The organism is Microbacterium sp. E-13 (assembly GCF_049912955.1).
GTDB lineage: Bacteria > Actinomycetota > Actinomycetes > Actinomycetales > Microbacteriaceae > Microbacterium.
Genome location: NZ_CP183973.1, coordinates 2,231,778 through 2,256,132, shown reverse-complemented (window position 1 = coordinate 2,256,132; position 24,355 = coordinate 2,231,778). Strand labels below are relative to the sequence as shown.

Here is a 24,355-nt window from a genome sequence, read left to right as displayed (position 1 = left end):
TATCGAGCAGGTTGGGACAGTCGATGTGTTACTGATTCTGGTTCAGTTGTTCTTGGTTCGAGTCCAGGTACCCCAGCAGTAGCCCCTGAGTTTCCACGGAAACCAGGGGTTTTTGTGTTCCTGCGACGTCTCTGACACGCTCTCACTGTCGATTCTGTGCGCAAAGGCTCCATTCCCGCGCCTCCTGCGAGCTGCCGGAAGCGCGTTCACGCCGAACACCTGAGCGGCCTCGCGTCACGCCGCATCGGTGGCCATGGGCTCTCGTCTGCCGCCATCGCCTCATCGATCGAGTTGCATCCGCGCCCATGTGCATGACGTGGCGGCGCCGAACACCACGGGCACAGCGACCACCGCCAGCAGCGCGATCCAGGGGACGCTGTCGGGGGCGATCGCCCACAACGCGGGGGCGACGAACGGCACCCAGGCGCCGACGCCGAGGATGGCGCACACCTGCGCGGCGATGAGGAGCACGATGGTCGCGGCGATACCGGCGAGGGTGCTGCGTGCAACGCTGGCGATCCATCCCGCCGGGACGGCCAGCAGAGCGGTCAGCATCGCGAGGATGGGAACGCGCACCAGTTCGCCGATATGTTCAGCGTCGACGACGAGCAGCCCGGCCATCGAGCCGATGGCGAGGAGCATGAGGGTCAGCGCCGCCGAGACGGCGGCCGCCCAGGCCAGGTACACGAGGAGCTTGCCCCAGGCGATTGTGGAGCGCGAGACGGGGAGCGCGAAGAGGCCGGCGATGGTGCCGTCGGTGAACTCCCGCCCGTAGAGCCACGCGATGAGGATCCCGCAGGCTCCGAATCCGCCGGCGGCGAGGATCTGTGCTGCGGTGCCCACGAGAAGGGTCCAGCCGTGTGTTTCGGCCAGCGGGCCGAGGCGGGCGAGCACGCGCTCGTCGCCCGCAGCGGCGGCGCTGAGCAGTCCGATGGTGAGAGCTGCCAGGCCGAGGATCAGGATGCCGGTAGTCCAGGGCAGGACGCGTGACGCGACGAGTTTGCGCATCTCCACCGACGCGGCGGTGCGCAGCGCGGTCATGCTTCCCCCCGGGATTCATCGTCGGCGTGCACCATCGTGAAGAACGCCCGCTCGATGTCCGTCGTGGCAGGGTCCAGAGTGCCGATGATGCGACCGTCGTTCATGACGCTGATGCGATCGGCGATTCGGGCGACTTCGTCGAGGTGATGGCTGGAGACGAGCACACCGGCGCCGGAGCCGGCCCGGCGGACGAGCGCTTCTCGGAGCAAGATCACGCCGGCCGGATCGAGCGCATTGGTGGGCTCGTCCAGAACGATGAGCTGCGGGTGATGCAGCAGGGCCGCGCCCAGGCCTAGTCGTTGCCGGTTGCCGAGGGACAGTCGGCGTGCGCGCACGCTCGCGTAGCGGGTGAGATCCAGTTCCGCCATCACTGCCTGTGTCAGGCGGTTGGCGTCTGTGCGGGGTATGCCGTGCAGCCGCGCGGCGAGCCGGAGGTTGGTTCGCACGTCGAGCTCACCGTACGCGAGTGCTTGTTCGACGAGGTGACCGACGCCGGCCCACTGTTCGTGCGGAAGCCCGGTTATGGGGGTGCCATTGAGAACTGCCTCGCCCATGTCGGGGCGGAGCATTCCCAGCATGAGTCGCATCAGCGTGGTCTTCCCAGCTCCGTTGAGACCCACGAGCGCATGGATCTCCCCGGGCTCGACGGTGAAGTTCAGACCGCGGACGCCGGCACCGCCGGGGAACTGGCGGCGCACGTGTCGCAACTCGGCGCGCGGCGGTACCCGTCCGCCAGGAGTCAGGGTTCCCTCTCGCACGGTCGGTCCCATCGTCGAATCGATCGCCGACCAGGCTTCCCGGCACTCCTTCGGAAACGATACAGCGGGTGGGTCGCCGACGGATCTCATGAAATCCGGTTCGCGTCTACGCGGGACCTTCGGCCCGTCCTGGACTCTCCTTGGCGGCAATGCTCGTCTCATGACCACCTCGAGGACGGGCGCCGGCGCACCGCCGCGGTCCACTGGCGCAACCGCAACGATCGTCGGCATCGTTCTGCTGGCTTTCGGCCTGCTCTGTGCGGGCGGGGCTGGCGCCGTTCTGATATCGGCGACTGTTGCCAGGGGCATCGAACAGCTCCAAGCCGAGGACGGCTTCCTCGCCGCAGGTTCCCTCGCTCTTTCCACCGACGGCTACGCGTTGTCCTCACCCGCCGGTGACCCCTTGGAACTGCACGGCGACACACGGGCTCTCCCGTTCGACATCGCGACCTTCCGCGTGACGATCACCTCAGCGGGACAGCCGGTATTCGTGGGCATCGCGCCCCAGCGCGACATCGACCGCTACCTCGAGGGTGTCGCGCACAGCGAGGTCGAGGGACGGTATACGTCTTCGTCTCCCGATTATCGTCAGGTGCCGGGTGACGCGCCCTCGGTGCCCCCCGGGGAGCTGGACATCTGGGTGTCCTCTACTGCCGGGCCGGCGCCCCAAGAGCTGCAGTGGTCGTTGACTCCGGGCGAGTGGGGCATGGTCGTCATGAACGCCGACGGCACGCGCGGGGTCGATGTCGACATGGACGTCGCAGCCCGGAGCGGCCTGCTCACGCCCGCCGCGAACTTCCTGACCGCGGTCGGATGGGCGGTCTTCCTCCTCGGCGCAGGTGCCGTCGTCGCGGGGGCAGTGGTCCTGGGCGTCGGACAGAGCGGACTTCGCTCTTTCCGCGAAGCGGAACGCGACCACGCGGCGACCGCGTGGCGCACATCAGGGAACGAAGGAGCGGTGCGATGAGGGTGATGGTGGCCTACGCGAGCAAGTACGGAGCGACGGAAGGCATTGCACGCCGTCTCGGGACGGTGCTCGAGGAACAGGGTCTCGACGTCGACGTCGTCAAATGCGGCGATACCCGGGTGGCGTCGGGTTACGACGGTTACGTGGTCGGATCGGCGACATACGAATTCAACTGGCGCAAGGATGCCAGGAAGTTCGTGGAGCGCAACCAGGCAGAGCTCGCGATGCATCCCGTGTGGCTGTTCAGTAGCGGCCCCTTGGGTACCGAGCGAACCGACAAGGAAGGAAAGGACGTCCTCGAGGGCGCACGACCCAAGCAGTTCGACCAGTACGCCGATACGCTGCATCCTCGCGGGATGCAGGTGTTCCGCGGCGCATATGATCCGGACAAGCTCCGTGGCGCCGATCGGTTCATCGCCTGGATGCCAGCCATTCGCGACATCCTGCCGGAGGGTGATTTCCGGGAATGGGATGCGATCGACGCGTGGGGAGTCTCCATCGCCGACGCGCTCCGATCTGCGAGGACGCACGCGTAGCGCGACGACCTCGGCACCGGTCTCTCCCTGAGTCGGCCTTCGGGCGGATACTGGCAGGTGGAGACTCCGGCTTCATGGGCGCTGATCGTCCATGTCGATGACGGTCGGGGCCCGCAGGCCGGTGTGTGCGTGGTCACCGGACATGTCGATGACGAGAGAGCCCGCGGCCCGTCCCGAACGCAGGTCTTCGACAGCTTTCGCCGTTTGGTCCAAGCGATAGCGGTTTACCGCCGCCCGCAGACCCAAGCGATTCGCTACTCGAAGGAAGGCTTCGCCGTCGGCGCGCGTGTTGGCGGTGACGCTGCGAAGGTCCCGTTCCCGGAACAGATGGTCGGCGTACGTCATCCGCGGCACGTCGGACATGTGGATGCCGGCAAGCACGACTGTGCCGCCGGCGGCGGTTGCTGCGAGTGCCGCGAGGACGAGGTGGCCGGCAGGTGCGAAGATGATCGCGCTGTCCAGGGCCTCGGGAGATTCTGCCGTCTCGTGTCCGACGAATCCGAGGTCGAGCGAACGCGCAAGGTTCTGATTCTGTTCGCCTCGCGTCATCACGTGTACTCGTGCCCCGCCTGCGGCGGCGATGCGTGCCGTGAGGTATGCGCTTGACCCGAACCCATAGATGCCGAGGGTGCCGCCTGGTGGGAGAGCGGCGCGTGAGAGGGCGCGGAATCCTATGATCCCAGCGCACAGGAGCGGGGCGAGTTCGACGGGATCGACGTCCTGAGGGATGGCATAGGCATATCGCTCGTCCACGAGGCACAGTTCCGCGTAGCCGCCGTCGACATCCCACCCCGTGAAGGTTGCGGAGGGGCAGAGATTCTCGCGTCCGGTGCGACACCAGTTGCAGCTCCCACATGTCGACGCCAGCCACGCAACGCCCACCCGATCACCGTGGACGAAACGCGTCGTCTCGGCCCCCAGGTCGACGACCTTGCCGACGATCTGGTGACCCGGGACGATGTTGTCCCGGTGGCGGGGGAGTTCGCCGTCGATGACGTGCAGGTCGGTGCGGCAGACGCCGCACGCTTCGACTCGGACGAGAACCGAGCGGGCTGTAACCGCCGGCACCGCCGTCGCAGCCTGGCGCAAGTCGCCCTCACCAAGGGAGGCCCACGCCTGCATGGTCGAGAGATCGCGGATCATGGTCGCATCCTGCCTGGGACGCGTTCTTCGCCCCGGGTACTAGGTCCCGCGGCTCGAGCCCGCGGGCCATATGACTTTGGTCCCCCCGGCCCGTGCGCGCTTCGCGGACTGTTGAGTCATGGAGCAGAGTCTGGATGCCGACCGGGTCATCGTGGGCGTGGACGGTTCGAAGTCGTCTGTCGCTGCGCTGAGGTACGCAGCCCGTATCGCCGAAGCCTTCGATGCCCCGATCGAGGCGGTCACAGCGTGGAGCTACCCCCCGTTCGCTGAACCCGCGCTGATGACGGAGTGGTCACCAGAGTCGGACGCTGCGGCGATCCTCGATGACGCGATCGCTGAAGCGTTCGGTGACGCGCCGCCTCGAGAACTCACCCGCTCGGTGCTTGTCGGTCCGGCAGCCCGTGCACTCATCGAGCGCAGCGAAGGTTGCGCGATGCTCGTGCTGGGCAGTCGCGGCCTGGGCGGGTTCGCGGGCCTGCTTCTCGGTTCGGTGAGCGCGGCATGTGCGGCACACGCCAAGTGCACCGTCGTCATCGTCCATCCCCCTGCCAGCGTCACCGGGCACGGCGCCAGCGAGCCTCCCGCCGAGCCGACCGCCGACGAAACGTGATCCCCGGAAGGAGCTGTGATGCGGGCGCTCGTGATCTATGAGTCCATGTTCGGGAACACCGGCAAGGTGGCCTCGGCGGTGGCCGATGGTGTGGCCGACGGTGCTGACGTGACGCTTCTGAACGTCGTCGATGCGCCGGTGCAGATTCCCGGCGATGTCGGCCTGCTCGTCGTCGGTGGACCCACGCATGCTTTCTCGATGTCGCGGATCTCCACTGGTCGGAGCGCCGCTCGGCGAGGCGGCGCGTACACAGACCTGCCCGAAGGCGTTCGCGAATGGCTGGACGGCCTGAAGAGCGCGCCGTCCGATTGTGCGTTCGCCGCATTCGACACTCGGGTGGACATGCCGCTGCTGCCCGGCGCGGCTTCTCACGCCGCGTCGCGCAGAGCGAGGAAGCTCGGGTTCACCGTGCTCGAGCCGGCCAGCTTCCTTGTCAAAGGGTACGAAGGTCCCCTTGTGTCTGGCCAGCTGGAGCGCGCACGCGACTGGGGCCACGGCCTGACTGAGCAACTGGCCGGGTGATCGCGGCGGCGCACCGCTGACGAGCCACGGCCGAGCTCAGGCCGAGCCGCTAGCCGCGAGGTCATCGATCAGCCGGATGAAGGCGTACGCGTCCCCTGGCGGGACCATCGTCCCGGCACGTCGGAGCGCGCATGGTCACGCTGGAGATGCGCACTTCCCGCGCAGAGGAGAAGGGAACATCACCATGGCAGGCAACCTGGTCCGTTTCGACCCGTTCGCCGAACTGCGCGCGCTCACGAGGGACCTCTTCGACGGAGGCGGCCTTCGCACGATGCCGGGACGGATGCCGACGACCGACGTCTACACCGAAGACGACAAGGCCCTCATCGTCGAAGCACACTTGCCGAACTTCGATGAGCAGGACGTGAGCGTCGACGTCGACAGAGGCGCGCTCGTGATCCAGGCGCAACGGCACGAGAAAGAAGAGGACAAGAAGAAGAAGTACGTGGTGCGCGAGTCCACCACGAGCTTCTACCGGAGCATCCTGCTCCCCGAGCAAGCGGATGAGAAGGAGATCACGGCCACTTTCGACCACGGAGTACTCAAAGTCACCGTGCCGCTCGCAGAGTCCGCCGCGCCGCGCAAGATCGCCATCGGAGGCAGCGCTGCTCCGGCCTGAGCCGATCTCCCGCCGGGTCGCGTGCCTGCGTCCGACCCGGCGGGGCACCTTGACCCGCAGCCGGCGCGCGTGCCGGCGTTGACTGGAATCTGAAGAGAGGTTCGCCATGGAAGTGATTGAGGGTCGGTTCGAGGGCCGCACTATTGTCGTGACGGGAGCGGGATCGGGTATCGGACGCGCCACCGCCGCACGCATCGCCGCGGAAGGCGGCCGCGTGATCGCCGTCGACATCTCGGGGGAGCGACTGGAGGCGCTAGCGGCCGATCTCGGGCCGGCAGTCGAGTGCGTCACCGGTGATCTCTGCGACGACGCCGTCATCGAAGACGTCATGGCGGCGGCCGGCGATCGCATCGATGGACTGGCGAACGTCGCCGGCATCATGGACGGCTTCGAGCCCACCGCTGAGATCAGCGACGCCACCTGGGATCGGGTCCTCGCCGTGAACGTGACGTCCATGATGAAGCTCACGCGCGCCGTGATCGGACGGATGCTGCCCGCCGGCGCCGGATCGATCGTCAACGTCGGCTCGGAGGCGGGTCAGCGCGGTTCGGCCGCCGGCACACCGTACACGACGTCGAAGCACGCGGTGAACGGCTTCACCCAGAGCACGGCGTTCTTCTACACCCCGAAGGGGATCCGCTGCAATGCGGTCGCACCCGGACCGGTCGCCACCAACATCGAAGCGCCCTTCCGTTCGGAATGGGCCGGCCAGCGACTGGGCCCCTTCTTCCAGACCAATCTCCCGCCGGTCGCCCAGCCCGAGCAGCTCGCTGCCGCGATCACGTGGCTTCTGAGCGACGACGCTTCGAACGTCTCCGGCGCGATCCTCTCGGTCGACGGCGGCTGGGCCGCCGTCTGATCCCGGCGGGTGCGGATTCGCAGGCGCGGAGGCGAAGTGATCACGCGGACCACGGTTCAGACCAGCCTTGTGCGATGGATCCTCATCGTCGCAGCCGGCGAGATCGTGGGTTTCGCCTTTCCCGCGGTCGTCGGCGTGTCCATGAATTCATCGCCCGCCAGCGCGCCTGTCATCGTGACCGCCGGCTTCATCGAGGGGATCATCCTCGGTGGCGCCCAGTACCTCGCGATGAGGCGCGATCTGCCCGAGCTGCGTCCCGAGGTCTGGGTCGCGCTCACCGGCGGCGCAGCGGTCGTGGCGTACGTCTGCGGGTTGCTGCCGTCGGCTCTCGAGCCTCTGTGGACTACCTGGCCGGCTTCCCTCCAGTTCACCGCGCTCGCCGCGCTCATCACCGCGATCCTCGGGTCGATCGGCGCGGCTCAGTGGTTCGAATTGCGGCGTCACATCCGCGGCGCCGGGTGGTGGATCGTGGGAACGGCGGTGGCCTGGTTGCTCGGGCTCGGCGTCTTCTTCGCGATCGCTCCGCCGCTGTGGCACGAGGGGCAGCCGGTCGCGACGGCGATTGCCGTTGGTCTGATCGCCGGGGTCGGCATGGCCATCGCCATGGCCGCGGTCACCGGCCTCACCTTCCGGCTGCTTCTGAACCACGATGGCGCCCTCGGGCGTCGGCGTCATGGCTATCAGGTGCGTACCACGAGCACAGGGCGCTGACCCTGTCATGACCCGCGGGACCTTCGGCCCGGACGTGCGCAGCCGAGAAGTCGGAGGGTCGTGACATGACGAACATCCTCTCCCTCGAAGACATCACGATGGCCGACCTGCCGCAGGTCGGCGGCAAGAACGCTTCGCTCGGGGAGATGATCTCGCGGCTGACTGACGCCGGGCTCCGGGTTCCCGGTGGGTTCGCCACGACGGCAGACGCGTACCGCGAGTTCTTGAACTCCGGAGGCCTGGCGCGCCGCATCCAGGATCTGCTCGCCGACCTGGACGTCGCAGACGTCGCGGCACTCGCCCGAGCGGGAGGAATGATCCGCGCGTGGATCGGAGTCCAGCCGCTTCCGCAGAAGCTCGAGTCCGACATCCGCGCCGCTTTCCGTGAACTCGTCGCGGCGGATCCCGATGGCGAGCGCGCGACGTGGGCGGTGCGGTCGTCAGCGACGGCAGAGGATCTGCCGGATGCGTCGTTCGCCGGGCAGCAGGAGACCTACCTGCACATCGCCGGCGTCGACAACGTGCTGCAGGCGATCCGCGAGGTCTTCGCGTCGCTGTACAACGACCGTGCGATCGCATACCGCGTTCACCAGGGCTTCGCACACAGCGATGTGGCACTCTCCGCGGCGGTGCAGCGGATGGTGCGATCCGATGTCGGATCGTCGGGAGTGATGTTCACCATCGACACCGAGTCCGGATTCGATCGCGCCGTCCTCATCACGAGCGCGTACGGGCTGGGCGAGGCGGTCGTTCAAGGCGAGGTGAGCCCTGACGAGTTCACGGTGTACAAGCCGGCGTTGCGCGAGGGACGATTCGCGATCCTCAGCCGGAACGTCGGCGAGAAGGCGGTGGCTCTCCGGTTCGCGCCCGGACACGAGGTCGGGGCCAGTACGGTCATGACGGAAGTCTCCGAAGACGAGCGCCGCGTCTTCAGCATCACCGATGATGAGGTTCAGGAGCTTGCCCGGTGCGCGTTGCTCATCGAAGACCACTACGGTCGCCCGATGGACATCGAGTGGGCCCGCGACGGCATCGATCGTCGTCTCTACATCTTGCAGGCCCGCCCGGAGACGGTCGCGTCGCGCGCGCGTGGGCACGCCGTGAAGCGTTTCGTGCTTCACGAGCGAGGTCCCGTCCTCCTGGAGGGGCGGGCGATCGGACAGCGGATCGGCACGGGAGCGGTCCGCGTCGTGCGCTCGACCGCCGAGATGGATCAGGTGCAGGAGGGCGACATCTTGGTCGCTGAGATGACAGACCCCGACTGGGAGCCGGTGATGAAGCGCGCTGCCGCGATCGTGACGGATCGCGGGGGGCGCACCTGTCACGCCGCCATCATCGCCCGCGAGCTGGGCATCCCCGCCGTCGTGGGCACCGGCACCGCAACGAGCGACCTCAGCCGCGGTGCAGACGTCACGGTCTCGTGCGCGGAAGGGGAGGACGGCTACGTCTATGCCGGTCGCCTGAGCTTCACGGAGAACGAGGTTCCCATCGGACGGATGCCGGATGCTCCGGTGCAGCTGATGATGAACGTCGGAACACCCGACCAGGCCTTCGCATTCGCGCAGCTGCCGAACGACGGCGTCGGTCTCGCCCGACTCGAATTCATCGTCGGTCATCAGATCGGCATCCACCCCGCCGCGCTGCTCGAATTCGACGCGCTTCCCGAGCCCCTTCGGACGGACATCGCCGCCCGCATCGCCGCGTACCCGTCGCCGCGCGAGTTCTTCACCCGGCGCGTTGCGGAGGGGGTGGCCACCATCGCGGCGGCTTTCGCGCCGAAACCGGTCATCGTTCGCACCAGCGACTTCAAGTCGAACGAGTACGCGCACCTCCTCGGCGGCGATCGCTACGAACCGAAAGAAGAGAATCCCATGCTGGGATGGCGGGGCGCTTCCCGCTACGTCACCCCCGGCTTCCAGGAGTGCTTCGCGCTCGAGTGCGAGGCTCTGCGGTTCGTCCGCGACGAGATGGGCCTGACCAACCTCAAGATCATGGTGCCGTTCGTCCGCACGGTCGACGAAGCGGCGGCAGTCGTGGCGGAACTGGAGAAGAACGGACTGCGCCGCGGCGACGACGGGCTCGAGGTCATGATGATGTGCGAGATCCCCTCCAATGCGATCCTCGCCGACCGGTTCCTCGATCACTTCGACGGCTTCTCCATCGGATCCAACGACATGACCCAGTTGATGCTCGGCATCGACCGCGACTCGGATCTCGTCGCGGACGAGTTCGACGAACGGAACCCCGCCGTCCTCGAAGTGCTGCGCATGGCCATCGACGCGTGCAACCGCCGCGGGAAGTACGTCGGCATCTGCGGGCAGGGGCCCTCCGATCACGCCGACCTTGCGGAGTGGCTCGTGGAGCAGGGTATTCAGTCCATCTCGCTCAACCCCGACTCCATCGTGCCCACGTGGCTGAGGCTGGCAGAGTTGTCGCAAGGGGTCACACCGCGAGCAGATCGAGGACGTGGTATGTGACGTACACCGGCCAGACGAATCCCTGGAAGATGCCCAGCACGACACCCCAGAACGACCCGTCCGACCGCGACACGAAATAGATCGCGGCCCCGATGTACGCCAGCAGGAAGAACACCACGGACTGTCCCGTGCTCTCCACGATCTGCGTGCTTCGGCGGCTGTCGGGCATCTCGGCCCCCTTCCTCTGAATCAGCGTCGTCTGGAAACCTGGAGCTCCCGAGGGTCGAAGGTCCCGCGACTCAGCGGATCACGACGGTCTCGAGGTGCTCAGGCACCCGTGCCGGCCAGCCGAGTTCGTGCGAGATGCGTGCGCGGAGCGTGTCGGCCGCCGTCGGCTCACCGTGCGTGACATAGACCGCACCGGGAGGAGAGGGCGCCGACTTCATCCATTCGACGAGATCGTCTGCGTCGGCATGCGCTGACATGGAGTCGAGGTTGTGCACCTCCGCGCGGATGGGGATATCCCGTCCGAAGATCCGCAGCTCGCGCGCGCCGCGCGCGAGGGCTGCGCCGCGGGTGCCGCCCGCCTGGAAGCCCGTGAGCACGATGGCGTTGGCTCGGTCGGAGCCATAGGCGGCCACGTGATGGAGGATGCGACCGCCGGCGAGCATACCGCTGGCGGAGATGATGACCATCGGGCCGCCGCGGAGGTTCAACATCTTCGAGTCGTCGACGGTGGTCACAAGATTCGGCAGCCTGTACATGCGCTCGAGCTCCTCGGGCCCCAGGCGGTGCTCAGACGGGTGCCGCCGGTACACGTCGACGGCGCTGACAGCCATGGGACTGTTCACGAAGATCGGCAGCGTGGGAATCGCCCCGCGATCGTGCAGCCTCGACAGATGCAGCAGCACGGTCTCGGTCCGCCCCACGGCGAACGCCGGAATCAGTACGACACCACCGCGAGCGGCCACCCGACGGACGATCTCGCCGAGAGCGCGTTCCGGACTCTCCGGGTCGTGTCGCCGATCACCGTAGGTCGACTCGGTGACCAAGACGTCCGCGGCCGCCAATGCCGCGGGTGGCCGCATCAAAGGGTCGTCCGGCCGGCCGATATCGCCGGTGAAATGGATAGTCCGGCCGCGGAAGTGCAGTCGTACCTGCGCTGCACCGAGGATGTGGCCGGCGGGAACGAGTTCCATCTCCACGCCCTCGGCCACGCGCGTGCGGACCCCGAACTCCGAGGGGTGAAAATGCTCGAGCGCGACCGACGCGTCCTCGGGCCGGTAGAGAGGTTCTGGTCGAGGATGCTTCGACCACCTGCCTTTCGCGGCGTATCGCGCTTCCTCTTCGAGAAGATGCGCGCTGTCGGGCAGCAGGATGCGGCACAGCTCGGCCGTTCCCTCCGTGGCATGGATCCGGCCGCGGAAGCCATCTCGTACCAAAGCCGGCAGGTAGCCGGAATGATCGAGGTGCGCGTGCGACTCCACGACGGCGTCGATCGTGTGAGGCGGCACGGGGAAAGGCGCCCGGTTGCGATCGCGGAGGACCTTGAATCCCTGGAACAGGCCGCAGTCGACCAGAACATGCTGGTCGCCGACGGTCACGAGGTACCGGGAGCCGGTGACGGTATCGGCTGCCCCCAGGAACCGGAGGCGCGCCGGAGCATCTGCAGCCGGCTGTGAGTTCTCGATCACTCTTCCACTCTGCGGGCTCGTGAGGACGCTCGGCTGGGCCGAAGGTCCCGCCCGATCGACCGGTCGTGGCGGGACCTTCGGCCTGTGAGCCGGCCTCTCCAGCGACCTACCGTTTGCAGATCGGCTGCGGTGTCGACGAGGGGAAGTGGGGTCACCGATGGAGCGCATCGTTCTCGGATACGACGGCACTCCGGCATCCGTTTCGGCGCTGTCATGGGTGGCGGCGCGCGCGGGCCGGGAAGTGGCGACCGTGGGTGTGGTCAACGTGGTGTCGCAGTTCACTGTCGACCGCCGCGCGGCGCTCGATCGGCTGGCGGAAGCTGAGACGACCTTGCGCGAGCGGGCGCCGGGGGTTCAGGTGGAGCTGCACCGTCTCGAGGGCGGCGTCACCGATTCGCTGACGAGCTTCTCGGCTGATACCGACCTTCTGGTGGTCGGCATCAACCCCGGACATCCAATCCGTGCGGCGGTGGCCGGGGCGGTTCCGCTGCGGATCAGTGCACATGCTCACGTTCCGGTGGTCATGGTGCCCGCGGGCTGGGTGGACGTCGGGGACCCCATCACCGTGGGCGTGTCCGACGATGGATCTTCGGATGACGCACTGGCGTTCGCGGCACGTGAGGCCGATGCGACCGAGGCGGCCGTCCGTCTGGTGCACGCGTGGCTCATGCCGACCCCGTCCTTCTCGGGGTCGGCGGCCCTCGTCGTGACGCCCGAGGATGTGATGGCCGAGAATCGTGCCGTTCTCGATACGGCGATGAAGTGGGTCGCGGAGCGCTATCCGACGATGGACCTGCACACGGAGCTCGTTCGTGACAGTCGCTCGGCCGCGCTCCTCCGGTACGCGGCACGCAGCTCGATGCTCGTCATCGGAACGAACCACCGAGGAATCCTCGCGGGCAGCCTTCTCGGTTCCGTCGCCGAGGGGGTGCTCTGGCAGGCGGAGTGCCCCGTCGCGGTGGTGCCGCGAGACGCGAGACGCTCGGTCTCCGCCGGAGCGAAAGGCTGAGCCCCCGATCTGATGCCGGCTCAGCCGTGACCGTCGGAGCGGTGCTCGAGTTCGAACACTGCCGCCTGGGTTCGACGCTCGAGGCCCAGTTTGCTGAGCATCGACGAGACGTAGTTCTTGACCGTCTTCTCGGCGATGCCCAGTTCGTCACCGATCTGCCGGTTGGTCCGGCCATCGGCGATGAGCCTGAGGATCTGGCGTTCACGGAGTCCCAGAGAGCCGAGCCGCGGATCATCGTCGTCGGCACGACGGCGGATACGCTCTGCGGCGCGCTGCGCGACTGCGGCATCCATCAGCGAGCGGCCACGTGCCACGGCGCGCACCGCATCGACGAGACTCGGGCCCCCGATGTCCTTGAGGATGTATCCGGCGGCGCCCGCGATCACCGCCGCGCTGACCGCCGCGTCGTCGTCGTAGGCGGTCAGAATGAGGCAGGCGACGGAAGGCAGCCGCGAACGGATGTCGCGGCAGAGGTCGATGCCGCTTCCGTCGGGGAGTCGCACGTCGAGCACGGCCACGTCCGGCTGGGTGGCTTCGATACGCCCGATAGCCTGCCGCACGGTACCTGCCTCTCCCACCACCTCGAGGTCGGCTTGCGAGCTCACCAAGTCCGCGATTCCGCGGCGAACGATCTCGTGGTCATCAACGAGGAAGACTCTCAACATGTCAGCCTTCGGCTCCATCTCGGTCAGTGGCGACGGGCACAGTCCACCGGGCCGCTGTGGCACCGGGCGCCGATTCGACGGTGAAGTGTCCGCCACGGGCGGTGGCCCTGTCCTCGAGGTTTTGCAGGCCGCTGCGGTGTTCGGGGTCGCCAACCCCGACTCCGTCGTCCTCGACCGCTACGACGACCAGACGGTCGACGATCCCCACCTCGACGGAGATGTGGCTCGCCTGCGAGTGCCGAACCGCGTTACTCAGCAATTCACGCACCACCCCGACGACCTCACCAGCCAACGCTCCGGCGATCGCGTGATCGACGGGGCCCGTGAATCGGATTGCGGGCGGCCGTTTCAGCACGGTCGAGAGGTCGGCCACCACGTCGATCACGCGGTGCCGCAGCGAACTCTCATCGCGGTGCGACAGTGCGAAGACGACGGTGCGGATCTGCGAGATCGCGTCGTCGAGCTGATCGATGGATACGCCGAGTCGCTCGCTGTCGACGCCCGGGGGCATGCCGCCGGCGATGGCTTGCAGCGTGAGCCCTGTGCCGAACAGCTGCTGGATCACGTGGTCGTGCAGATCCCGTGCGATACGGCGTCGGTCGTCTGCGAGCAGCGCCCGCTGGGAATCCTGTCGTGCCTGCGCGAGTTCCAGGGCGATCGTGATCCGCGAGGCGAAGTCGGCGATGCTCTGCACCTCGGTGCCGGAGAAGCGGTGCTGACCAGGGCGACGTGCCACGCACAGGACTCCCCACAGGCGTGCCCGCGTCTTCAGTGGCACAGCGACGACGGGGCCCGCGGCGTGACCCTCGACCACGCGTGCCGGATCCGGCGCCGGCGCCTGTCCGCCCGCCATGGCCGTCGTTTCACCCGTGGCGAGTACGTCAGCGACGCAGGTCTCCTTGGGTTCCACCGCAGCTCCGCGCAGTCCGGCCTCATCGGCTCCACGCACGCCCACCACCTTCAGCGGATCCGTCGCGCTGTCGGAGAGGAGCACGGTCACCTTGTCGATGTCGGGCAGTTCGAAGATCCGGCTCGCGATCAGGTCGAACGATGTGGCGGTGGGTGAGAGCAGCAACGCGGCTGACAGCTCGGCTGCCACGCTCATCCATCGCTCGCGGGTTCTCGCCTGATCGAGCAGCCGCGCGTTCTCGACGGCGAATCCCGCGGTCGTCGCCAAGGCCTCCACGAGCCGCTCGTCTTCCTCGGTGAAATCTCCCTCGCGCCGATTCGTGAGATAGAGGTTGCCGAACACCTCGCCACGCACCCGCACGGGCACACCGAGGAACGAGTCCATCTGCGGGTGATGTGCAGGGAAGCCGGCGGCGCGCGTATCGTCGCCCATTCGCGACAGGCGGATGGGTCGCGGGTCAGCGATCAACGCGCCCAGCAGACCATGCCCGGTGGGCAGATGACCGATCTGCTGCGCCTGCTCCTCCGTAAGTCCGACGTAGATGAACTCCTCGAGCGCATCCCCCTCGGGTGCGATGACGCCCAATGCGCCGAACTCGGCGTTCACGAGCGATGTCGCGGCCTCGGCGATGCGCCGCAGGACCGTGGCGAGGTCGCTCTCCTCCACCACCGCTTGCGTTGCGGTCAGCAGCGCACGAAGGCGGCCCTGTGTCGCACGGACGCGCTCCGCCTGGTCCATCAGTTTCGCGATCGCCTCGTCCAAGTCCAGGCGCGGGCCGTCCACGAAGGACAGCTTCTCCGAGTCCGTCATCTCGCCTCCCCACGTGGCGCCGAGGCCACAGTACGACCGCCGCAGCGTCATCGCCAGAGGTCGTGGGATCCGGGCGGCGGACTAAAGTCCCGATCTGAGTAGAGCAGGAGCCCGACGATCGGTAAGTGTCGATGTCTCCCGCGGGTCTGAGCGACTCTGAGGCAGAAACCCGACTCGCCGAGGTCGGCCCCAATGCCGTTCCACGCCGCAGACGCACGCCGGCGTGGCGAATGATGCTCTCCGAGTTGACGCACCTTCTCGCACTCCTACTCTGGGTGGCAGCGGGGCTGGCTCTGATTGCCGGCACGCCGGCGCTCGCGGTTGCGATCGTCGCGATCGTGCTGCTCAACGCGGTGTTCGCCTTCGCGCAGGAGTACCGCGCCGATCGGTCCACCGAGCGGCTGCGGGAGCTGCTGCCGGCCGCCGCGCACGTCGTGCGCGGCGGGCGGCGGATCGACGTCCCCGTGGAAACGCTCGTGCCCGGCGACCTCGTCCTCCTCACCGCCGGCGACAGGATCGGCGCAGACCTCGAGATCATCAGTGGTGAGAACCTCACGGTCGATGAATCGCTCGTCACGGGGGAGAGCGTCGCCGTACGCCGTGAGGCGGGGGAGAAGCTGAGCGGTGGCACGTTCGTCGTGCAGGGGGAGGCGACCGCGGTGGTCGTCGCAACGGGCTCCCGGACCGCACTGGCGGACATCGATCGCCTCGCCGCGAGTGCGGGCCGTCCACCGAGCCCCATGACGCTGGAATTGAAGCGCGTCGTGCGCATCATCGCGATCATCGCAGGAGTGGTGGGCGTCGGCCTCGGCGGTGCCTCATTGCTCTTGGGCCTGGGCATCACGAACGCCTTCATCTTCGCGGTCGGCGTCGCCGTCGCGCTGGTCCCCGAAGGCCTTCTGCCGACGGTCACGCTGTCCCTGGCCCGCGGAGCCGAGCAGATGGCGAAGCGCCGTGCGCTCGTCCGGCGGCTCGACGCCGTCGAAACCCTCGGAGCAACGACGTTCATCTGCACGGACAAGACGGGCACGGTCACGCAGAACCGGATGAACGTCGTCGAGGTGGTCACGCAGAGGGGAGGAGTGAGCGTCCACGGCGACGGCTACGAGCCCGTTGCGGAACTCGCCGGCGCGGAAGACGCGGTGGCCCTGGTTCCGGATGTCGCTCGTGCGGCGCTGAGGTGTGTCACGGGCAGAGTCGTCGAACGCTCCGACGGGTGGCATGCCCTCGGCGACCCCATGGAGGCGTCGTTTCACTCCCTCGCACTGCGAGTCGGGCTGGAGGCGGAGCCAGAAGGCCGGCGGACGCCGTACACCGCAGATCGGATGGTGAGCTCGTCGCTCGACGGTGGCACCGTGTCGGTGCTCGGCGCGCCGGAGGCCGTGTTCAGCAGATGTCATGGCGTTCCGGGCGAGATCTCGGAGGCCGTGAAGGAACTCACGGGCGCAGGGCGGCGAGTGCTCGGCGTCGCCACCCGGTCCTGGTCTCAGGGACCGTCTCCCGACATGGAGCGTGACCTCGAGTTCCTCGGGCTCATCGCCTTGGAGGACCCGCCGCGCGATGGCGTGCGAGAGGCGCTTGCGACGTGCCGCGAAGCCGGGATCCGCATCGCCATGATCACCGGCGATCATCCGCGCACCGGGGCTGCGATCGCCCGTGAGGTCGGGCTCCTGGGACCGCGTGGCGTGGTGCTGGACGGTCGGAACCTGCCCGGCACCGATGCCGCACTGGCGGACGCGATCGACCACGACGACGGCGTCGTGGTGGCTCGGGCCACGCCCGCCGACAAGCTCCGCATCGCACGAGCGTTGCGCAGCCACGGGCACGTCGTGGCGATGACCGGAGACGGCGTCAACGACGCTCCGGCGCTCCGGGAGGCCGACGTCGGCGTCGCCATGGGGGCCAGCGGCAGCGATGTCGCCAGGGAGGCGGCCGATGTCGTTCTGCTCGACGATCACCTGGCGACGATCGTGGCCGCCATCGAGCTCGGCCGCGCCACGTTCAAGAACGTGCGGCGATTCCTGACCTATCACCTCACCGACAACGTCGCCGAACTTGCGCCTTTCGTCCTCTGGGCGCTCACCGGGGGGACGGTGCCGCTCGCAATCGGCGTCCTGCAGGTGATCGCACTGGACATCGGCAGCGACATGCTGCCGGCGTTGGCGCTCGGCGCCGAGCCGCCACGCGGCGACGCCATGCGCGGCCGCTCGCATCGCTCGATCGTGGATCGCGCGCTCCTGCTGCGGGCATTCCTCGTTCTGGGGGCCACGGAGGCCGTCGTCTCGCTCGGGGCATTCCTGGTGATCCTCGTCACGAACGGCTGGCGCTGGGGGGGAACGCCCGCTCCTGCCCTTCTCGCGGTGGCCTCCGGCACGGCGTTCGCGGCCATCTCGCTCGGCCAGATGGCCACGGCGTTCGCGTGTCGCAGCACCGTGCGTCCGGTGTGGCGTGTGAGCCCACCCCGAAACCCGTTGGTGACCTACGCGGTGGGTGCTCAGGTCCTGTTGCTCGGGGTCTTCCTGGGCATCCCGTTCGTCGCGTCTCTGCTGGGCGGCACGTGGCCGTCACTTGAAGGCTGGCTTCTGGCTGCGATCGCGATACCGGCGATCGTCCTGTTCGATGCGTTGTCCAAGTTCGTCACGCGGCAGCGCGGTCGCGTGTCATCGACGTTCCGGGACCTTCGACCCAACCGCAGTGCCGGATCGTCGCGAGAGTGGAGGAACAACAGCGTCTCGTGAGGAGAGAATCATGCGAACAGCAGTCGTGCGATCGTTCGGAGCGCCCGCGGAGGTGGAGGAGCGCCCCATCCCGCAACCTGGCCCCGGCCAGGTGCTCGTCCGTCTGGAAGCCTGCGGTCTGTGCCACACCGACATCCACGCCATGCGCGGCGACTGGCCGGTGAAGCCGGGCCTGCCCCTCGTCCCCGGTCACGAGGGGGTCGGCATCATCGAGCAGCTGGGCGAGGGCGTCACCAGCCGCAAGGTGGGGCAGCGCGTGGCGATGCCGTGGCTCGGCCACGCATGCGGCGAGTGCCGGTACTGCATCGACGGGAGGGAGAACCTGTGCGAGCAGCAGTACAACAACGGTTACGCGGTCGACGGGGGCTACGCGGAGTACATGCTCGCCGATGCCCGGTACGCGGTGCCGGTGCCGGATGGGGTGATCCCGTTGGATGCTGCGCCGCTGACGTGTGCAGGAGTGACCACGTACGCCGCGATCAAGAACGCACGAGTCACGCCGGGCGAGACAGTCGCGGTGTTCGGCATCGGCGGGCTCGGTCACTTGGCCGTGCAGTACGCGCGGCTGGTGGGTGCGATCGTCATCGCAGTCGACGTGACCGAGGAGAAGCTCGCTCTCGCGTCGGAGCTGGGGGCCGATCACGTCGTCAACGCACGGACCACTGATCCTGTCGAGGCGATCCGCGATCTCGGCGGAGCGGACGTGGCGGTCGTGCTGGCCGTAGCGCCTGCCGTCTTCCGTCAGTCGTTCGACGCGCTCAATCGCGGCGGCCGGCTCGTGCTGGTCTCTCTGCCCGCGGACGGAACCATCACGCTTCCGGTGTTCGACACCGTGCTGAAGGGGATCAGCGTGATCGGCTCCATCGTCGGCACGCGGCAGGACCTCATCGAGGTCTTCGCCCTCCACGCCGCCGGCCGCACCCGCGTCATCACCGAGACGCGCGACCTCGAGCAGGTCAACGACTCCGTCGACGAGGTGCTCGCTGGAGTCGTGCCGGCGAGACTCGTGTTCACGTATCACACCGCCGACATCGTGAAGGCGGACGGACCGCAACCGGCGTCCGAGCCTGCGGGATAGCGCTCCGACGACCGCGCGGAGCAGATCGATGGACGCCCTCATCGCTGTCGGGGTGACGGATGGTCGGGCCGCCCGGCGCGCGCGGGCGTGGGCCATCGACCGTGCGACGGAGTCGCATGATCGGCTGCTCCTGTTCTCGGTGGTGGGGGAGAGTTCCGGCATTGCGGGTGAGTCGACGATCGCACAGCGTGCGCTCGCGGCGGCCGAGCTCCTTCTTCAGCGGTCCGCCAAGGAGGCCGCCGATCGCGGGATCGCCGCCGACGTGCAGGTTCTGCGAGGGAAGCCGCTCGCTCAGATCATCGAGATCTCACGGCGAGCACAGCTTGTCGTCATCGGCAGCGACCGGGCCACTGCGGATCACCCGCACCGGGGCCCGCTCGCGGTCCGAACGTGCGCGCAAGCGCACTGTCCCGTCGTGGTAGTCCCGGATCTCGACCTCGAGGATGCGAGGGGCATCGTCGTGGGCGTCGACGGATCGGAGATCTCGGAGCGCGCGGTCGCGTTCGCCGCGCGCGAGGCCGTGCGTCGTGACGAGGTGCTCACTGCCGTGATGAGCTGGTCGCCGATGCCGATGCCGATGCAGATCGGCAGCCTCCCTCGCGAGTACCTCGCGGGGGCGCAGCAGCTGACCGAAGAGAACCTGGCGATCTCGATCGCGGGACTGCGACAGGACTTCCCGGAGCTGCGCATCCGAACCGTCGTGGAGCCGTCCCATCCGGGTCAGCTGATCCGGCGGGAGGCCGCCCATGCACGCATGGCGGTGGTCGGCAGCCACGGCCGAGGGGCACTGGGGCGGTTCATTCTCGGCTCCGCCACGCAGGTGCTTCTCGAGCGGCCGCCGACGGTCATGGTCATCGTGCGGTAGCCATGCCGATCTGGCTGAGCGTCGGACTGTTCGCGGTGGGCTTCGCCCTCCTCGCCGCCTGGGCGTCACGGCGTCTGCTGGATTCGTCGGTGGGCTGGTTGCGGGCCGGGGGCACCGCTCTCATCGTCTTCTTGGTGGCCCTGCCGCTGGCTGTCTGGTCACTGCGCGCAGCCGGCGTCCTGGTGGACGGTCAGATCGTCGCAGACACGCCGATCGCGCTGGCCTTCTTCGCGCTCACGCTGGGTTGGCTGTTCGCCGCCGTCGTTGTCTGCGTGGTCACGCTGGAGTTCGTCTGGCCGTCGCGCGCGCTGCGCAACCCCGTCGCCGTGGTTCGCGAGGCGTTCCGCCGACGGGACCGGGCGCGACGGTACACGCAGATCCTGTCGATCGCGTCGCGTCACGGACTCGGCCTGTTCGGGCGTCAGGATGCCGCGTCCCGGGACCTTCCGGCCGCGATCGTCGCCGCGGCCAACGAAGCCGGCGTGACCTTCATCAAGCTCGGGCAGATGCTCTCGGCTCGCGACGACGTCCTCCCCCGGGAGATCGTCGACGCGCTGGCGAGCCTTCAGATGGATTCCACCCCGATCCCGTGGTCGGAGGCCGAAGCGGTCATCAGGGACGAGCTCGCCAGGCCGGTCAGCGAGGTCTTCAGCCACATCGACACCGAGCCTCTGGCCGCAGCATCCGTCGCTCAGGTTCACGCCGCACGACTGAGCACCGGAGAAGACGTGATCATCAAGATCCAGCGACCGTCGGCGCGTCGTCAGGTGGTGACCGACCTCGACATCCTTCACCGCCTCGCCGCCGACCTGGAGCGTCGCACCGACTGGGCCAGGGAGTACGGAGCCGTCGCGCTGGTCGCCGAGTTCGCGCGCACGCTCCGTGCGGAGCTGGACTACCGGATCGAGAGAGACAACATCGAACTTCTGCGCACGGCGACCGCGTCGTCGCCGTTCCGGCTGCGCATACCGCGGACGTTCCCTGAGATCTCCACCGAACGCATGCTCGTGCAGGAGCGCATACGCGGGCGGCCGTTCAGTCATCTCAGCCATGCCGACATCGCCCCAGGAGAAGCGCGCCGGATCGCGGACTCGATCGTCGCAGCGGTGTTCGACCAGGCGCTCGTGCGCGGAGTCTTCCATGCCGATCTCCACGCGGGGAACGTGATGCTGGTCGACTCCGTGCCGCCCGACGGCGAACGACAAGTCGCGCTGGTGGACCTCGGTGCGATCGGCATCGTTGAGAAGAGCCTTCGGCGTCTGCTCACGCCTCTCCTCGTCGCCATCGCGAACGAGGACGACGCCGGTGCCACGGATCTGGTGCTCCTGATCTGCGAGCACGGCGAATCGTTGCACAAGCCTGCGCTGCAACGCGACATCGGGGTTGTCATCACCCGGGTCCACAATCGCGCCGCGAATGAGGACATCTTCCGGCTGCTGGTGGACGTGCTGCGGCGCCACCGCCTGACCATCCCGCCCTCGATGCTGCTGGTGCTGCGCACCCTCAGCTCGTTGGACGGCACGCTCCGACTCCTCTCCCCGGACTATGACCTGACCGCTCGCGGGGTGGAAATCGGTATGGGCCTTGCCTCGCGTCAGCTCGCGATGCACGACATGTTCCGCAGCGCGCAGGTGCAGGCGGTGGTGCTCGTCGAAGGGATGCGGCGGGTCAGCCGGCGTATCGAGAGCATCTCACGCGAGCTCGACGACGGCACGTTCTCGGTGCGCGTCCGCATGTTCGACAGCGTGCGCGAGCGTTCGTGGGTGGACGGCCTCGTGTCGCGACTGACCATCACGGTCGTCGGCATCACCCTGGTGATCGCCGGCGTCCTGCTCACAGTCAGCGACACCGGCCCGATGCTGACGAATGACGTGCCGGCGTTCTCCTTCGTCGGCAGCGTGCTGGGCCTCGGGGGTCTGCTGTTGCTCCTTCGCAGCCTGGCGTGGTCCTTCCGCGCGAGAGGTCGGCCGTGAGCCGCCGGGTGACCCTCCGTACCGCGGGACCTTCGGCCCGGCTGCGGAGCGAGGGGGTCGCGACGATGGCGAGGAGGGCCGCCCTGGACTCGTGTAGTCCGCGAGCGGCGGGCGCTGAGCGCGAGAGGAGGGAGGCTGTGCCGAGTTCGAGAGGCACATCCGTCCGGAGGGTGGATACCGCCCGCCGGATCATGATCGCGGGCTTGCGGGCGGGGCGTCGAATCGCGCCGATGACGGCTTTGCTCGAATTGGATGTGACAGACGTGCGTGCGCTGCTGAGAGCGCCCGATCGGAAACCGCTCTCGATCACGGCCTACCTTGTGGCATGCCTCGGGCGCACGGTGGCGCAGAATCCGGAGGTCCAGGGCTATCGGGACTGGCGCGGCCGGATCGTCGTTCATGAGTTCGTGGATGTCACCGTACTCGTCGAGGTGCCGACGGCCGATCGACCGATCGCCTTTCCGCGTGTACTGCGCGATGCGCAGTCCCGATCGGTCGCGGATCTGACTGCTGAGCTGGAGGCAGCGAAGCGAGAGTCATTCGCCGGGGCTCCGGGTCGGCTGCTGCATCGATGGGGACATGTCGTGGCGGCGGTACCCGGCGCGAGCTGGCTGATGTACGTGGTGATGGCGCGATCCGTGCGCATCCGGCAGAGCATCGGCACGGTGGCTGTGACGAATGTGGGGATGTTCGGCGGCGGAGGAGGGTTGGCGATGTCGCCACCGACTCTGATGTCGCTCGAGATGGTCGTGGGAGGCATCAGCCGTCGTCCGAGAGTGGTGGGAGACCGCATCGAACCCCGTGACGTCATCGACCTCACGGTGACCATCGACCACGTCGTCGTCGACGGCGCCCCGGCGGCCAGGTTCATCGCCGATCTCAGGGAGCTGGTCGAGTCCGCAGCTCTCCTCACATCCGGCACAGCGGGTGTGTCTCGGGAGAGCTCATGACGGGTGCGGACGGTGAGCTCTGGCGCCTGACTGCGACGCAGATGGTCGCTGCTGTCAGGTCCGGCGATGTCAGCGTCTCCGACGTCGTCGACGCTCATCTCGAGCGGATCGAAGCCGTGAACGATGAGGTGCGCGCCGTGGTGCTCGTCCTCGACGAGCAGGCACGACGCCATGCCCGGCAAGCGGATCGCGATATCGCGACGGGGAAGAGGCCGGGACCTCTCCATGGAGTGCCGTTCACGGTCAAAGAGAACATCGATCTCGCGGGTTCACCCACTACCCAGGGCGTGCCCGCGATGGCGGATGCCGTACCGCGGGCGGACGCTCCGCACGTGGCCCGGCTTCGCGGTGCCGGAGCCATTCCGCTCGCCCGCACCAATTGCCCCGACCTGGGCATCGGATGGCACACGATCAGCACCCTGTACGGGCCGACGTTCAACCCTTGGGATCCGGAGGTGACGCCGGGCGGATCGAGCGGGGGAGAGGCGGCCGCGATCGCCACCGGCATGAGCCCGTTGGGAGTCGGCGGAGACCTCAGCGGATCGCTCAGATGGCCGGCCGCCTGCTGCGGAATAGTCGCGCTCAAGCCGACCCTCGGCCGCATTCCGCGGGCGCCGATGCAGGAGCCGGGCGATCTCCCGCTCAGCCTGCAGTTGATGCTCGCGGAAGGTCCGCTAGCGAGGACCGTAGACGACGTGCGTCTTGCGCTGGCGGTGATGGCGGGCGAGGACTGGCGCGACCCGTGGACGTCGCCCGTCCCGCTGGAGGGTCCGCCCGCCACCGGGCCGGTGAGGGTGGCTCTGGTCCCGGACCCCGCACCGGGCGGCACTGAGCGGGAGATCGAAGGCGGGGTTCGTGCCGCGGGCGCCGCCCTCGCTGACCGGGGCTACGTCGTGGAAGAGCGCGAGCCGCCCGGCATCGAGAGGGCCGCGGAGATCTGGCTCGACATTCTCACGTCGGACATGTCGACGGCCATGGAGACGATGACACCGCCGTGGGGCAACGAGCAAGCCACCTTCGTCGAGCGACTCTTCGCCCTCGCGCAGACGACCACACCCGCCCGAACGCTCGCAGCGTACGTCGCGCGACTGCAACTTCAGCGGGCGTGGGGCGAGTTCCTCGACGGCGACAGAGTGATCGTCGCGCCGGTCTGCGCCACACTTCCGTTCGCCGCCCGTGACAGCCTGAGCGACGTCCCCGGAACATTCGCCAACATGTCGATCACCACCGCGTGCAATGCGCTCGGCCTCCCCGCCATCGCCCTCCCGGTGGGGCTCGCCGCGGGCCTGCCTGTCGGGCTTCAGGTGATCGCCGGCCGCTTCAGGGAAGATCTCTGCCTGACGGTGGCCGGCGCGCTCGAGTCGCATTTCGCGTCCCTCACGCCGATCGACCCGCGCGCACGCCGGGCGCGTGAAGACGGAGGCGATGATCCACCTCACGCCCGCGGAGCCTGACCGTCGGCGAGGGCGTCCCCGGCCAC

General features: G+C 68.1%; 22 protein-coding genes. 15 read left to right on the top strand and 7 right to left on the bottom strand.

Annotation, left to right across the window (positions count from 1 at the left end; all coding sequences use genetic code 11):
• Window positions 1–279 precede the first annotated feature (279 nt).
• Window positions 280–1,041, bottom strand: coding sequence for an ABC transporter permease (locus ACN9MP_RS10320; protein ID WP_426319921.1), 762 nt, complete (start codon window positions 1,039–1,041; stop codon window positions 280–282).
• Window positions 1,038–1,811 carry an ABC transporter ATP-binding protein gene (locus ACN9MP_RS10315; protein ID WP_426319919.1) on the bottom strand — a complete coding sequence of 258 codons (774 nt, stop codon included), beginning with the start codon at window positions 1,809–1,811 and terminating at the stop codon, window positions 1,038–1,040. The genes ACN9MP_RS10320 and ACN9MP_RS10315 overlap by 4 nt, the downstream gene beginning before the upstream one ends.
• 148 nt (window positions 1,812–1,959) lie before the next feature.
• Between ACN9MP_RS10315 and ACN9MP_RS10310 the strand changes: the two genes are divergently transcribed.
• Both ACN9MP_RS10310 and ACN9MP_RS10305 read left to right on the top strand, forming a co-directional pair.
• Window positions 1,960–2,766: a hypothetical protein gene (locus tag ACN9MP_RS10310; RefSeq protein WP_426319917.1), complete on the top strand. Its 807-nt coding sequence runs from the start codon at window positions 1,960–1,962 to the stop codon at window positions 2,764–2,766.
• Complete coding sequence (locus tag ACN9MP_RS10305; RefSeq protein WP_426319915.1) at window positions 2,763–3,302, top strand: flavodoxin domain-containing protein; 540 nt, start codon at window positions 2,763–2,765, stop codon at window positions 3,300–3,302. Before ACN9MP_RS10310 ends, ACN9MP_RS10305 begins: the two co-directional genes overlap by 4 nt.
• Before the next feature lie 72 nt (window positions 3,303–3,374).
• On the opposite strand, the gene ACN9MP_RS10300 is transcribed toward ACN9MP_RS10305, so the two are convergent.
• Window positions 3,375–4,445: a zinc-binding alcohol dehydrogenase family protein gene (locus tag ACN9MP_RS10300; protein WP_426319914.1), complete on the bottom strand. Its 1,071-nt coding sequence runs from the start codon at window positions 4,443–4,445 to the stop codon at window positions 3,375–3,377.
• Window positions 4,446–4,563: 118 nt separating this feature from the next.
• Between ACN9MP_RS10300 and ACN9MP_RS10295 the strand changes: the two genes are divergently transcribed.
• The 6 genes from ACN9MP_RS10295 to ppsA all read left to right on the top strand — a co-directional run bounded on the left by ACN9MP_RS10295 (window position 4,564) and on the right by ppsA (window position 10,243).
• On the top strand, window positions 4,564–5,055 hold the full coding sequence (locus ACN9MP_RS10295) for a universal stress protein (RefSeq protein WP_426319912.1): 492 nt from the start codon (window positions 4,564–4,566) through the stop codon (window positions 5,053–5,055).
• An 18-nt stretch (window positions 5,056–5,073) separates the two neighbouring features.
• The gene (locus ACN9MP_RS10290) at window positions 5,074–5,577 is read left to right on the top strand and encodes a flavodoxin family protein (RefSeq protein ID WP_426319911.1); all 504 of its coding nucleotides are present in this window, start codon (window positions 5,074–5,076) and stop codon (window positions 5,575–5,577) included.
• Window positions 5,578–5,761: 184 nt separating this feature from the next.
• Entirely contained in the window at window positions 5,762–6,196 is a 435-nt protein-coding gene (locus ACN9MP_RS10285) for an Hsp20/alpha crystallin family protein (RefSeq protein ID WP_426319909.1), read from the top strand.
• Between the two features lie 106 nt (window positions 6,197–6,302).
• Entirely contained in the window at window positions 6,303–7,055 is a 753-nt protein-coding gene (locus ACN9MP_RS10280; protein WP_426319907.1) for an SDR family NAD(P)-dependent oxidoreductase, read from the top strand.
• 36 nt (window positions 7,056–7,091) lie between these two features.
• A complete protein-coding gene (locus ACN9MP_RS10275) occupies window positions 7,092–7,766 on the top strand; it encodes a hypothetical protein (RefSeq protein WP_426319905.1) in 675 nt (224 codons plus the stop codon).
• Between the two features lie 65 nt (window positions 7,767–7,831).
• Window positions 7,832–10,243: a phosphoenolpyruvate synthase gene (gene ppsA, locus ACN9MP_RS10270; protein ID WP_426319903.1), complete on the top strand. Its 2,412-nt coding sequence runs from the start codon at window positions 7,832–7,834 to the stop codon at window positions 10,241–10,243.
• On the opposite strand, the gene ACN9MP_RS10265 is transcribed toward ppsA, so the two are convergent.
• Both ACN9MP_RS10265 and ACN9MP_RS10260 read right to left on the bottom strand, forming a co-directional pair.
• On the bottom strand, window positions 10,209–10,412 hold the full coding sequence (locus tag ACN9MP_RS10265; RefSeq protein WP_426319901.1) for a hypothetical protein: 204 nt from the start codon (window positions 10,410–10,412) through the stop codon (window positions 10,209–10,211). The two genes, ppsA and ACN9MP_RS10265, sit on opposite strands and share 35 nt — an antisense overlap.
• Window positions 10,413–10,482: 70 nt before the next feature.
• Window positions 10,483–11,874, bottom strand: coding sequence for an MBL fold metallo-hydrolase RNA specificity domain-containing protein (locus ACN9MP_RS10260; protein WP_426325984.1), 1,392 nt, complete (start codon window positions 11,872–11,874; stop codon window positions 10,483–10,485).
• Between the two features lie 160 nt (window positions 11,875–12,034).
• Between ACN9MP_RS10260 and ACN9MP_RS10255 the strand changes: the two genes are divergently transcribed.
• Entirely contained in the window at window positions 12,035–12,886 is an 852-nt protein-coding gene (locus ACN9MP_RS10255) for a universal stress protein (RefSeq protein ID WP_426319899.1), read from the top strand.
• Between the two features lie 20 nt (window positions 12,887–12,906).
• Here ACN9MP_RS10255 and ACN9MP_RS10250 read toward each other — a convergent pair whose 3' ends face one another.
• Both ACN9MP_RS10250 and ACN9MP_RS10245 read right to left on the bottom strand, forming a co-directional pair.
• Window positions 12,907–13,551: a response regulator gene (locus tag ACN9MP_RS10250; protein ID WP_426319897.1), complete on the bottom strand. Its 645-nt coding sequence runs from the start codon at window positions 13,549–13,551 to the stop codon at window positions 12,907–12,909.
• Window position 13,552: 1 nt separating this feature from the next.
• On the bottom strand, window positions 13,553–15,271 hold the full coding sequence (locus tag ACN9MP_RS10245) for a GAF domain-containing protein (protein WP_426319896.1): 1,719 nt from the start codon (window positions 15,269–15,271) through the stop codon (window positions 13,553–13,555).
• A 131-nt stretch (window positions 15,272–15,402) separates the two neighbouring features.
• Here ACN9MP_RS10245 and ACN9MP_RS10240 point away from each other — a divergent pair, with 131 nt between their 5' ends.
• The 6 genes from ACN9MP_RS10240 to ACN9MP_RS10215 all read left to right on the top strand — a co-directional run bounded on the left by ACN9MP_RS10240 (window position 15,403) and on the right by ACN9MP_RS10215 (window position 24,329).
• Entirely contained in the window at window positions 15,403–18,009 is a 2,607-nt protein-coding gene (locus ACN9MP_RS10240) for a cation-translocating P-type ATPase (protein ID WP_426325982.1), read from the top strand.
• Between the two features lie 10 nt (window positions 18,010–18,019).
• A complete protein-coding gene (adhP, locus tag ACN9MP_RS10235) occupies window positions 18,020–19,087 on the top strand; it encodes an alcohol dehydrogenase AdhP (RefSeq protein WP_426319894.1) in 1,068 nt (355 codons plus the stop codon).
• 28 nt (window positions 19,088–19,115) lie between these two features.
• The gene (locus ACN9MP_RS10230) at window positions 19,116–19,952 is read left to right on the top strand and encodes a universal stress protein (RefSeq protein ID WP_426319892.1); all 837 of its coding nucleotides are present in this window, start codon (window positions 19,116–19,118) and stop codon (window positions 19,950–19,952) included.
• Between the two features lie 2 nt (window positions 19,953–19,954).
• Window positions 19,955–21,925, top strand: a complete 1,971-nt coding sequence (locus ACN9MP_RS10225) for an ABC1 kinase family protein (RefSeq protein WP_426319890.1) — start codon at window positions 19,955–19,957, stop codon at window positions 21,923–21,925.
• 170 nt (window positions 21,926–22,095) lie between these two features.
• Complete coding sequence (locus tag ACN9MP_RS10220) at window positions 22,096–22,875, top strand: 2-oxo acid dehydrogenase subunit E2 (protein WP_426319889.1); 780 nt, start codon at window positions 22,096–22,098, stop codon at window positions 22,873–22,875.
• Window positions 22,872–24,329, top strand: a complete 1,458-nt coding sequence (locus tag ACN9MP_RS10215; protein WP_426319887.1) for an amidase — start codon at window positions 22,872–22,874, stop codon at window positions 24,327–24,329. The genes ACN9MP_RS10220 and ACN9MP_RS10215 overlap by 4 nt, the downstream gene beginning before the upstream one ends.
• Window positions 24,330–24,355 lie beyond the last annotated feature (26 nt).

Coding starts and splice junctions, on each gene's coding strand:
- ACN9MP_RS10320 (WP_426319921.1), bottom strand. CDS start 1,041: ATGACCGCGCTGCGCACCGCCGCGTCGGTGGAGATGCGCAAACTCGTC.
- ACN9MP_RS10315 (WP_426319919.1), bottom strand. CDS start 1,811: ATGGGACCGACCGTGCGAGAGGGAACCCTGACTCCTGGCGGACGGGTA.
- ACN9MP_RS10310 (WP_426319917.1), top strand. CDS start 1,960: ATGACCACCTCGAGGACGGGCGCCGGCGCACCGCCGCGGTCCACTGGC.
- ACN9MP_RS10305 (WP_426319915.1), top strand. CDS start 2,763: ATGAGGGTGATGGTGGCCTACGCGAGCAAGTACGGAGCGACGGAAGGC.
- ACN9MP_RS10300 (WP_426319914.1), bottom strand. CDS start 4,445: ATGATCCGCGATCTCTCGACCATGCAGGCGTGGGCCTCCCTTGGTGAG.
- ACN9MP_RS10295 (WP_426319912.1), top strand. CDS start 4,564: ATGGAGCAGAGTCTGGATGCCGACCGGGTCATCGTGGGCGTGGACGGT.
- ACN9MP_RS10290 (WP_426319911.1), top strand. CDS start 5,074: ATGCGGGCGCTCGTGATCTATGAGTCCATGTTCGGGAACACCGGCAAG.
- ACN9MP_RS10285 (WP_426319909.1), top strand. CDS start 5,762: ATGGCAGGCAACCTGGTCCGTTTCGACCCGTTCGCCGAACTGCGCGCG.
- ACN9MP_RS10280 (WP_426319907.1), top strand. CDS start 6,303: ATGGAAGTGATTGAGGGTCGGTTCGAGGGCCGCACTATTGTCGTGACG.
- ppsA (WP_426319903.1), top strand. CDS start 7,832: ATGACGAACATCCTCTCCCTCGAAGACATCACGATGGCCGACCTGCCG.
- ACN9MP_RS10265 (WP_426319901.1), bottom strand. CDS start 10,412: ATGCCCGACAGCCGCCGAAGCACGCAGATCGTGGAGAGCACGGGACAG.
- ACN9MP_RS10255 (WP_426319899.1), top strand. CDS start 12,035: ATGGAGCGCATCGTTCTCGGATACGACGGCACTCCGGCATCCGTTTCG.
- ACN9MP_RS10250 (WP_426319897.1), bottom strand. CDS start 13,551: ATGTTGAGAGTCTTCCTCGTTGATGACCACGAGATCGTTCGCCGCGGA.
- ACN9MP_RS10245 (WP_426319896.1), bottom strand. CDS start 15,271: ATGACGGACTCGGAGAAGCTGTCCTTCGTGGACGGCCCGCGCCTGGAC.
- ACN9MP_RS10240 (WP_426325982.1), top strand. CDS start 15,403: ATGTCTCCCGCGGGTCTGAGCGACTCTGAGGCAGAAACCCGACTCGCC.
- adhP (WP_426319894.1), top strand. CDS start 18,020: ATGCGAACAGCAGTCGTGCGATCGTTCGGAGCGCCCGCGGAGGTGGAG.
- ACN9MP_RS10230 (WP_426319892.1), top strand. CDS start 19,116: ATGGACGCCCTCATCGCTGTCGGGGTGACGGATGGTCGGGCCGCCCGG.
- ACN9MP_RS10225 (WP_426319890.1), top strand. CDS start 19,955: ATGCCGATCTGGCTGAGCGTCGGACTGTTCGCGGTGGGCTTCGCCCTC.
- ACN9MP_RS10215 (WP_426319887.1), top strand. CDS start 22,872: ATGACGGGTGCGGACGGTGAGCTCTGGCGCCTGACTGCGACGCAGATG.